The organism is Skermanella sp. (genome assembly GCF_059503625.1).
The window spans coordinates 1-8,322 of the sequence record NZ_JCACHA010000853.1; the positions used below are offsets into that span (position 1 = coordinate 1).

10 protein-coding genes and 1 pseudogene are annotated in these 8,322 nt (G+C 63.5%); 6 read left to right on the plus strand and 5 right to left on the minus strand.

Annotation, left to right across the window (positions count from 1 at the left end; genetic code table 11):
- From AC5JJ6_RS30890 to AC5JJ6_RS30900, 3 genes and pseudogenes are all read left to right on the plus strand, one after another.
- Positions 1–189 (plus strand): annotated as a pseudogene (locus AC5JJ6_RS30890) (hypothetical protein); the annotation flags it as partial.
- Between the two features lie 57 nt (positions 190–246).
- Entirely contained in the window at positions 247–396 is a 150-nt protein-coding gene (locus AC5JJ6_RS30895) for a hypothetical protein (protein WP_496045725.1), read from the plus strand.
- Positions 396–1,856 (plus strand): sodium:solute symporter family protein, encoded by a 1,461-nt coding sequence (locus AC5JJ6_RS30900; protein ID WP_496045726.1) that lies wholly within the window; start codon positions 396–398, stop codon positions 1,854–1,856. The genes AC5JJ6_RS30895 and AC5JJ6_RS30900 overlap by 1 nt, the downstream gene beginning before the upstream one ends.
- Before the next feature lie 2 nt (positions 1,857–1,858).
- Here AC5JJ6_RS30900 and AC5JJ6_RS30905 read toward each other — a convergent pair whose 3' ends face one another.
- On the minus strand, positions 1,859–2,047 hold the full coding sequence (locus AC5JJ6_RS30905) for an amidohydrolase family protein (protein WP_496045727.1): 189 nt from the start codon (positions 2,045–2,047) through the stop codon (positions 1,859–1,861).
- A gap of 231 nt (positions 2,048–2,278) precedes the next feature.
- Between AC5JJ6_RS30905 and AC5JJ6_RS30910 the strand changes: the two genes are divergently transcribed.
- On the plus strand, positions 2,279–3,898 hold the full coding sequence (locus AC5JJ6_RS30910; RefSeq protein ID WP_496045728.1) for a right-handed parallel beta-helix repeat-containing protein: 1,620 nt from the start codon (positions 2,279–2,281) through the stop codon (positions 3,896–3,898).
- Positions 3,899–3,960: 62 nt separating this feature from the next.
- Here the strand turns inward: AC5JJ6_RS30910 and AC5JJ6_RS30915 are convergent, their stop codons facing one another.
- Both AC5JJ6_RS30915 and AC5JJ6_RS30920 read right to left on the minus strand, forming a co-directional pair.
- Positions 3,961–5,415 (minus strand): catalase, encoded by a 1,455-nt coding sequence (locus AC5JJ6_RS30915; protein WP_496045729.1) that lies wholly within the window; start codon positions 5,413–5,415, stop codon positions 3,961–3,963.
- 52 nt (positions 5,416–5,467) lie between these two features.
- Complete coding sequence (locus AC5JJ6_RS30920; RefSeq protein ID WP_496045730.1) at positions 5,468–5,635, minus strand: hypothetical protein; 168 nt, start codon at positions 5,633–5,635, stop codon at positions 5,468–5,470.
- Positions 5,636–5,755: 120 nt separating this feature from the next.
- On the opposite strand from AC5JJ6_RS30920, the gene AC5JJ6_RS30925 reads away from it, so the two are divergent.
- Positions 5,756–6,700, plus strand: a complete 945-nt coding sequence (locus AC5JJ6_RS30925) for a LysR substrate-binding domain-containing protein (RefSeq protein WP_496045731.1) — start codon at positions 5,756–5,758, stop codon at positions 6,698–6,700.
- Here the strand turns inward: AC5JJ6_RS30925 and AC5JJ6_RS30930 are convergent.
- Positions 6,684–7,145, minus strand: a complete 462-nt coding sequence (locus AC5JJ6_RS30930) for a DUF488 domain-containing protein (protein ID WP_496045732.1) — start codon at positions 7,143–7,145, stop codon at positions 6,684–6,686. The genes AC5JJ6_RS30925 and AC5JJ6_RS30930 overlap by 17 nt on opposite strands.
- 123 nt (positions 7,146–7,268) lie before the next feature.
- On the opposite strand from AC5JJ6_RS30930, the gene AC5JJ6_RS30935 reads away from it, so the two are divergent.
- Complete coding sequence (locus AC5JJ6_RS30935) at positions 7,269–8,135, plus strand: pirin family protein (RefSeq protein ID WP_496045733.1); 867 nt, start codon at positions 7,269–7,271, stop codon at positions 8,133–8,135.
- Between the two features lie 28 nt (positions 8,136–8,163).
- Here the strand turns inward: AC5JJ6_RS30935 and AC5JJ6_RS30940 are convergent, their stop codons facing one another.
- Entirely contained in the window at positions 8,164–8,322 is a 159-nt protein-coding gene (locus tag AC5JJ6_RS30940; RefSeq protein ID WP_496045734.1) for a flagellin, read from the minus strand.

Sequence of the window (8,322 nt, forward strand, 5' to 3'; positions counted from 1 at the left end):
TACGTCTGGGTCGGCAACGGACCGACCGATGGCGGGCGCCAGCTTCACAACCCCCGCTACGACTTCAACGACGACATCCTGCCCACCGGCGTCGCCTACTGGGGCGAGCTGGTGGAGCGTCCCCCGCCCGTCCGCTGCTCAAGTCGGTTCGCCATGCCACCCGAAGCCCAAACCCCCGTCGCGCCGTAAACCACCCCGCACGCCAGCAAAGCCTACGCGATCTTCACAGCCGTCATGGTGCTGGTGATGATCTTCCCGATCTACGGCTTCGCCAACAAGGTCGAGCCGATGGTCCTGGGCATGCCGTTCTCACTGTTCTGGATCGTCGCCTGGATCGGTGTCGAGTTCGTCGGCTTGCTTTGCTTCATCGCCTATGAATTCTCGGGAGACCGGTAATGGAAAAGTGGGTGGTCGCCCTGCTGGCGATGAGCGCCTATCTGGTCTTCGCCTTCATCGTCGGCGTGCTGGCGGGCCGGGGCCGGTCGTTCTGGTCGGTATCCGAGTATACCGTGGCGGATCGCGGCCTGGGCCTCGTGCTGATGTGGTTCCTGATGGGCGGAACGGTGTTCAGCGCCTTCGCCTTCCTGGGCGGTCCGGGCTGGGCCTATTCCAAGGGCGCGGCGTCCTTCTACATCCTGGCCTATACCTGCCTGGGCCTGCTGCCCTGGTACCTGATCGGTCCCAAGGTCGCCCGGATCGGCGCCCGGAAGAATTTCTACACCATGGGCGAATTCCTGGGCGACAGGTACGGCTCGCGCGCCATTCAGGTGCTGGTCGGGATCATCTCGGTACTGGCTTTCATCCAGTATCTTACCTTGCAGATCAAGGGTATGGCCTATGTCTTCAATGTCCTGACTGAAGACGCGATCCCGATCTGGCTGGGCGCGCTGATCTCCTATGGAATCGTCATCGTGTATGTCGCGACCAGCGGCGTACGGGGTGCGGCGTGGAGCGACGTGCTTCAAGGCATCCTGATGCTGCTGGTCGCCTGGGTCGTCGGCTACACCGTCGTCTACAGCTTCCACGACGGCGTCGCGGATATGTTCCGGGGGATCGAGGCGACCAGGCCGGGCTTCCTGACCGTCGGCGCGGAGGGCTCCGGGATGTCGCCGATGTCCTACACCACGATCCTGCTGGTATCGGTCATCGGCTTCATCATGTGGCCGCACCTGTTCACCAAGTCTTTCACCACCACCGAGAAGAAGATCAAGCAGACCGTTCTGGTCTATCCGCTCTTCGCGATATTCCTGGTACCGATCCTGTTCATCGGCTTTGCGGCCGTCGGAGTCGTCGATCCGGCCCAACTCACGGGCCCCGACACGATCCTGCCGCATCTGGTAACACACGAGATGGGCGCCAGCGGCATCGTCTACGGTCTGATCGGTGCGGGAGCGCTGGCTGCGGCCATGTCGTCGGCGGATGCCATTACCCATGGCGGATCAGTGTCTTTCGGACGCGACATCATCCAGCCTCTCAAGCCGGAGCTGCCGGAGCGCACCCAGATCTGGATCATGCGCCTGTCCGTCGTCGCCATCGGGACGGTGGCCTACTATCTCTCGATCTTCGGAGCCGCCGGGCTCGTCCAACTGCTGGTCGGTGCCTACGGATCGATCGTCCAGTTCGCTCCGGCAGTCTACGGCGCCCTGTGGTGGCGGCGCGGCACTTCGTCCGGTGTCATCGCCGGCTTGGTTGCTGGAATTGTGGTGAACTATTACTTCCAGTTGGTTCAGCCGGCGACTCCGCTGGACATCAACGCCGGCATCCTGGGGCTGATCGTCAACGTCGTTCTATTCGTCGGCGTGAGCATGGTCACCCGTCCAGCCGCAAGCCGGGCCGACGAGTACATCAAGGCGTGATCTCATGAACCCGACGGATTGGAACCGGCGACCCACGTTTCCATGACCGTCAGGTCACGGCTCGGCAGGACCAGATCGGCTCGGTATCCAGGCATAAGCCGGCCGAGCCGGTCGTCCAGCCTCAAGAGCTTCGCGGGGTTGAGCGACGCCATCCTCAGGGCTTCCTCGACCGCTTCCTTCAATGCCGCCATCCTATAGCAGCCCGACCGAGGCGTGGCCTTGGTCGGGCTGAAGTTAAAATCCATTAATCATTAATAATCGTTCATAATAACGAAAACAGAATTACTTTCACTCACATAACAAGCTGCATTTCGTGCTTGTTTCTTTTGAAAGTACGTCGAAATAATCACCCCTCACCATTAAATACTTAGAAATAAATCCCGTGACATTATTCGGGCAGAAAGCAGCCCGAGGAACAATTTATGACCTACAACCCCATCGCCATTTCGGCGCTGGCAGCGGACGTCGTGACTTTCGAGAACGTCGTCCCCACCAACATCATCTGGGTTTCGAACAGCGGCAACGATCGCAATTCAGGAGACGAAAGCTCGCCCTACAAGACGATTCAGGCGGCGGTCAAGGCAGCCAAGCCCGGAACCGCCGTCATGGTCAAGGAGGGAACCTACAAAGAAAACGTCGACCTCCTCGGGAAAAGCGGTACTGCGGACAAACCGGTCTGGATCGTTTCGGCCGATGGCCCCGGCGCTGCGAACATTGTGGCGGCCAACTCCAGCAAGCCCGTAATACTTGGTTATGGGGTCAGCAATCTTGTCATCAAGGGATTCGAACTGACCGGCGGCACCGAAGGTATCAAGCTGACGCAGAGCGGCACCAACCTGACCAAGCTCGTCAACAGCGTGGTGATAGAAAACAACATCGTTCACGGCCAGTCGATCGACGGCATCAAGACGGCGCAGACGCTCAATACCGCGATAGTCGGCAACACCGTCTACGACATCAAGCAACAGGAAGGCATCGACAACGTCTACATGCGGAACGGCGTCATCGCCAATAACGAAATCTACGATATCCGGGGGTTGAGCGGCATCGTCGTCAAGGCAGGCTCGTCGAACGTGAAGATCCTGAACAACTACCTGCACGGCGTCCCCGACGGCATCCTCGTCGGCGGCTTCAGCAGCGATCAGGGATCCGTCTTCCCGGCCGGCGTCCGGTATGAAGCCAAGAACGTCCTGGTCCAGGGCAACATGGTCGTCGACGCGTGGAAGCACGCCCTGAACGCCTACGGCGCCGTCGACAGCCTCATCCTGAACAACTCGCTGGCGAACGTCAGCAAGGTCTCGGTCATCAACGCCACCACGGACAACCTCGGCTACGTATCCAAGGGTCTCCAGTTCGTCGACAACATCCTCTCCAAGAACTACTGGACGACCAAGGACGGTTCCGTCAGCGTCTTCTCCGGCAACGGCCTTACGGGCGACTTCGACCATTCTCAACTCGGCCCCAGCGCCGTCAAGGGCTACATCCCCATCGACAAGTCGGTGCACGACTGGCAGGACAGCGCCGCCTACGGCAGGGTATTCAAGGGCGGCGCCGGTGCCGACCACCTCGTCGGGTCGTCGGGCAACGACTATATCGACGGCGGTTCCGGCATCGACCGGATGGAGGGCGGCAAGGGTGACGATATCTACGTCGTCGGGTCCAGGCTGGACATGGTGATCGAGAAACCGGGCGAGGGACGGGACACGGTGTTTCTTTGGGACAACAAATACACCTTGCCGGATAACGTCGAGAACCTCGTCATCAAGACGGCGGCCGGTGCTACGGTGACCGACAACGGCCTGGACAACGTCGTGACCGGCGGCGCCGGCAAGGACACCTTCGTCTTCGCCGCCAGCCACGGCCACGATCTCATCAAGGGGTTCCAGATCGGCCAGGACCACATCGTACTGGACTCGTCGGTCAAGCTGGCGGATCTGAAAGTGGCGCAGACGACCGGCGGCGATCTGGTGATACAGCACGGATCGCAATCGATCACCCTGCTCGGCGTCGATCCGCACTCGGACCTGTCAAGCGTCTTCTAAGCGATACAGGGTGCCGGACCACGAGCTCGACCGCCCGTAGTCCGGCACCCCGCGCCGCGGGACTACTCGGCGGCGACCGCCGTAACCTCAGCCGGAAGACGCTTCGCCACACCGGCGGCATAAGCCGGGTCGGCCTTCTCGAAGTGAGCGAGCTGACGGCGCTGGATCATGACGGGTGCCTGTCCCAGCGATCCCGCGATGTTGTCCATCAGCCGCTCACGCGCCGCGTCGTCCATCAGCCGGAACAGGTCGCCGGCCTGGGTGTAGTCGTCGTTGCCGATCCGGTGGTCGTAGCGGTCGGCATCGCCCTGGATGCGCAACGCGGGTTCGGAATACCGTGGATCGTCCACCGGCCCGCCAAAGCTGTTCGGCTGGTAGTTGGGCGCCCCGCCGCCATTGCCGTCGAACCGCATGGCGCCGTCGCGCTGATAGCTGTGGGCGGGAGCGGCATGCGGCTTGTTGACCGGCAGCAAGCCGTAATTGCCGCCCAAACGGTAGCGATGGGCATCGGCATAGGAGAAAAGCCGGCCCTGGAGCATCTTGTCCGGGCTGAACGATATGCCGGGCACGACGTTGGCCGGGCTGAACGCCGCCTGCTCGACCTCGGCGAAGTAGTTCTCCGGATTGCGGGTCAACTCCAGGTGCCCGATCTCGATCAGCGGATAATCGGCGTGACGCCAGACCTTGGTCAGGTCGAACGGGTCGAAGGCGTAGCGGTCGGCCTCTCCCTCCGGCATGATCTGGACATAGACGCGCCAGCTCGGGAACTCGCCGTCCTGGATCGAGCCGAACAGGTCGCGGGTCGCGTGGTCGGGATCGATGCCGGCCATCCTGACCGCCTGCTCGCCGGTGAAGTTCTCGATGCCCTGGTTGGTCTTGAAGTGGTACTTGACCCAAAACCGCTCGCCCGCCTCGTTGATCCACGAGAAGGTATGGCTGCCGAAGCCGTCCATGTGGCGATAGCTGCGCGGCGTGCCGCGGTCGCTGAACAGGATGGTCAGCTGGTGCAGCGTTTCCGGCGACAGGGAGAAGAAGTCCCAGACCATCGTCGGGCTCTTCAGGTTGGTCAGCGGGTCGCGCTTCTGCGTGTGGATGAAATCGGGGAACTTCAGCGGATCGCGGACGAAGAAGACCGGCGTGTTGTTGCCGACCAGATCGTAGTTGCCCTCTTCGGTGTAGAACTTCAGCGCGAAGCCGCGCGGGTCGCGCTCCGCATCGGCCGAGCCCTTCTCGCCGCCGACGGTCGAGAAGCGCAGGAAGGTTTCCGTTTCCTTGCCGACCTTGTTCAGGAAGGTGGCGGTCGTCCAGGCCGATACGTCGCGGGTAACGCGGAAGACGCCATAGGCGCCGGCGCCCTTGGCATGCACGACCCGCTCCGGGATGCGCTCACGGTTGAAATGGGCCAGCTTCTCGATCAGGTGGAAATCCTGCATCAGCACCGGCCCGCGCGGACCGGCGGTCAGGGAATTCTGATTGTCCCCGACGGGAATGCCGAATGTGGTGGTGAGCGTGGTCATGAACTCGACTCCTCCAGAAAATGCTTATGCGAAAGGTTTTGTCGAAGCCGGATCAGCGGATCGCACTGGCGATGTGACGGCGGTGGCGGTGGAGCTTCAGGAGAAGAGGGGCCGGCAGGTCGCCTCGCACACGCACCACGCTGTCCTGTACCTCAAGGCGTCCGCCGCGACGGTTCACCTCCTCGATCAGCAGGCGAAGGCTTTTGCGAACTCCGTTCATCGATCCCGATCTCCATTCCGGTCTGCTCATGGGCTTCACGATGCCCTTGTTTTTGTGATAAGACCAATCGATGGTTTGGATCATATCGATAAGCATCGCCTATCGTCAGGTGGAACGGACATGAGCCTTGCCGGCATCTCGCTGCGCGACCTGGAATACCTCGTCGCCGTCGCCGACCTCCGCCATTTCGGGAATGCCGCCGCGCAGTGCGGCGTCAGCCAGCCGGCGCTCAGCGGCCAGATCCGCAAGCTGGAAGACCGGCTGGGAACGCCCGTGTTCGAGCGGGCGGGCAAGAAGGTCCTGATGACGGCGCGAGGCGACGCGCTGGTGGCGCAGGCCCGCCATGTCCTGACGGAGGCGCGCCGGCTGATGGAACTCGCCCGCGACCTGAACGAACCGCTGTCCGGCCGTCTCGGCCTCAGCGCCATCCAGACGCTCGGCCCTTACCTGTTCCCTCATGTGCTTCGTCCGCTGCGCGATTGCTTTCCCAAGCTGGACCTGACCCTGGGCGAAGGCCGCACCGACGAGTTGCTGGGCAGCTTGCGGGACGGCAGAATCGATGCCGCACTCGTGGCGCTGCCGGTCAAGGAACGCAGCCTGACCGTGGAGCCGCTGTTCTTCGAACCCTTCGTGCTGGCCCATCCCGCTGGGCACCCGCTGGGCGACTCGTCCGCCATGACCATCGCCGACCTGCCGGTCGCCGACTTGATGCTGCTGGAGGAAGGCCACTGCCTGCGCGACCAGGCCCTTGCGCTGTGTGGCGCAGGCGGTTCGACCGCCGGCCGCTCCCGTCATGCGACCAGCCTGGAGACGCTGCGCCACATGGTGGCCGCCGGAGCCGGCTATACCCTGATGCCCGCCCTGGCGGCAGGGGAGGACGACACTCTGGGCGGGCTGATCGTCTATCGGCCGTTCACGCCCGATCCGCCGGGCCGCCTGATAGCCCTGTCATGGCGAAGCAGCGACCCTCGCGCGGCGCAGTTCCGGCTGCTTGCCGACTGTCTGACCGATGCGGCCCTGAAGGCGCGTACCCCAGGGGCGACAGGGCTCAGGCTGCCGTCGTAGGATGGATATGCTCGACGCCGAACCCGAAGCGCTCCGCCAGCGCGTCCGCCACCCGCTGCCGGTGGCAGACATGCGGATCGGCCTCGAAGCAGAGCAGGGCGCTCCGCTTCTCGCGCCCGATCTCGACGGCGCGCAGAAGGTCGAATTCCGCTTCCGGCGTGCCCATCCGTTCCTCGACGATGCTCCAGAACAGGGGCATGTCGCCGCGCCGCGCGGCTAGTCGCCCTTCCTTCGGCGTACCCAGCCCCTTCAGGTGGACATAGTCGATCCCGACCGCCTCCAGCGACGCCCGCAAGGTGCTCTTGGAGAATCCGGCGCGGCGGGACAGCGGCAGGTCGCGGACGTCGATCAGCACCTCGACGCCGGCATCCTTGAGCGCCGCCAGCAAGGCGTCGGACGATGCCCGTTCGTAGCCGATGGTCCAGATCTTGTGCGATTCCGCCATGAACTTCCTCCCGCCAGAAACTTCCCGCTCCGATCCCTTCCGCATCCATGATGTAATGTCCAGGAAAAGAACAGCCGGCTATTCAAGCCAGTGGGGCCAAGCCAGTGGGGGGGAGGACAGGGCATGACACTCGATACCATGATCGTGGCGCGCACCGGGGATATCGGCGGCTTCCAGGTCCGCCGGGCCTTGCCGTCGGTCAAACGGCGCATGGTCGGTCCCTTCGTCTTCCTTGACCAGATGGGGCCGGCGGAGTTCCTGATCGGTCACGGGCTCGACGTCCGCCCCCATCCGCATATCGGGCTGGCGACCGTCACCTACCTGTTCGAGGGCGAGATCATGCACCGCGACAGCTTGGGCACGATACAGCCGATCCGTCCGGGGGAGGTCAATTGGATGACGGCGGGCAGCGGCATCTCCCATTCCGAACGAACGGCGCCGGAACTCCGCGCCCACGGATTCAACCTGTTCGGCATCCAGGCCTGGATCGCCCTGCCGGCAAAGTCGGAGGAAACGGCACCGGCCTTCGTCCACCATGCCGCCGGCTCGCTGCCGATCATCCAGGCGGAAGGCAAGACGGTCCGCGTCATCGCCGGCTCGCTTTTCGGGGAAGCCTCCCCGGTCGAAACCCCGACCGCGACCTTCTACGCCGACGCGGCTCTGGAAGCAGGCGCCCGCATTCCCCTGCCGGCCGAACACGAGGAACGCGCCGTCTACGTGGCGCAGGGGAAGATCGACATCGCCGGCGATATCTTCGAGGAAGGCCAGCTTCTCGTCTTCCGCCCGGGCGACGAGATCACCATAACGGCGCTGGACTCCGCCCGCGTCATGCTCCTGGGCGGCGAGCCGATGGACGGCCCGCGCCATATCTGGTGGAACTTCGTCTCAAGTTCGAAGGAGCGGATCGAGCAGGCCAAGGCGGACTGGAAGGCCGGCCGGTTCGGCACCGTGCCGGATGACGACGAGTTCATCCCCCTGCCGGAGCGGTGACCTGGCTCCCCTGCCGGAAGGTCGCCTCCTACTGGAACAGGCTCAGCAGCGACTGCGGCGCCTGATTGGCGATCGACAGGGACTGCCCGGCGAGCTGCTGCCTGGCCTGTGCCGCCGACAGCGACGCCGCTTCCTTGGCGAGATCGGCATCGACGATCTCCCCAAGTCCGGTGTCGGTCGCATCCAT

Excerpts from the sequence above, each read along its gene's own strand:
- AC5JJ6_RS30905 (WP_496045727.1), bottom strand. The coding sequence starts at position 2,047 with ATGGCGGCATTGAAGGAAGCGGTCGAGGAAGCCCTGAGGATGGCGTCG.
- AC5JJ6_RS30925 (WP_496045731.1), top strand. The coding sequence starts at position 5,756 with ATGAGCCTTGCCGGCATCTCGCTGCGCGACCTGGAATACCTCGTCGCC.
- AC5JJ6_RS30930 (WP_496045732.1), bottom strand. The coding sequence starts at position 7,145 with ATGGCGGAATCGCACAAGATCTGGACCATCGGCTACGAACGGGCATCG.
- AC5JJ6_RS30920 (WP_496045730.1), bottom strand. The coding sequence starts at position 5,635 with ATGAACGGAGTTCGCAAAAGCCTTCGCCTGCTGATCGAGGAGGTGAAC.
- AC5JJ6_RS30940 (WP_496045734.1), bottom strand. The coding sequence starts at position 8,322 with ATGGATGCGACCGACACCGGACTTGGGGAGATCGTCGATGCCGATCTC.
- AC5JJ6_RS30900 (WP_496045726.1), top strand. The coding sequence starts at position 396 with ATGGAAAAGTGGGTGGTCGCCCTGCTGGCGATGAGCGCCTATCTGGTC.
- AC5JJ6_RS30915 (WP_496045729.1), bottom strand. The coding sequence starts at position 5,415 with ATGACCACGCTCACCACCACATTCGGCATTCCCGTCGGGGACAATCAG.
- AC5JJ6_RS30910 (WP_496045728.1), top strand. The coding sequence starts at position 2,279 with ATGACCTACAACCCCATCGCCATTTCGGCGCTGGCAGCGGACGTCGTG.
- AC5JJ6_RS30895 (WP_496045725.1), top strand. The coding sequence starts at position 247 with ATGATCTTCCCGATCTACGGCTTCGCCAACAAGGTCGAGCCGATGGTC.
- AC5JJ6_RS30935 (WP_496045733.1), top strand. The coding sequence starts at position 7,269 with ATGACACTCGATACCATGATCGTGGCGCGCACCGGGGATATCGGCGGC.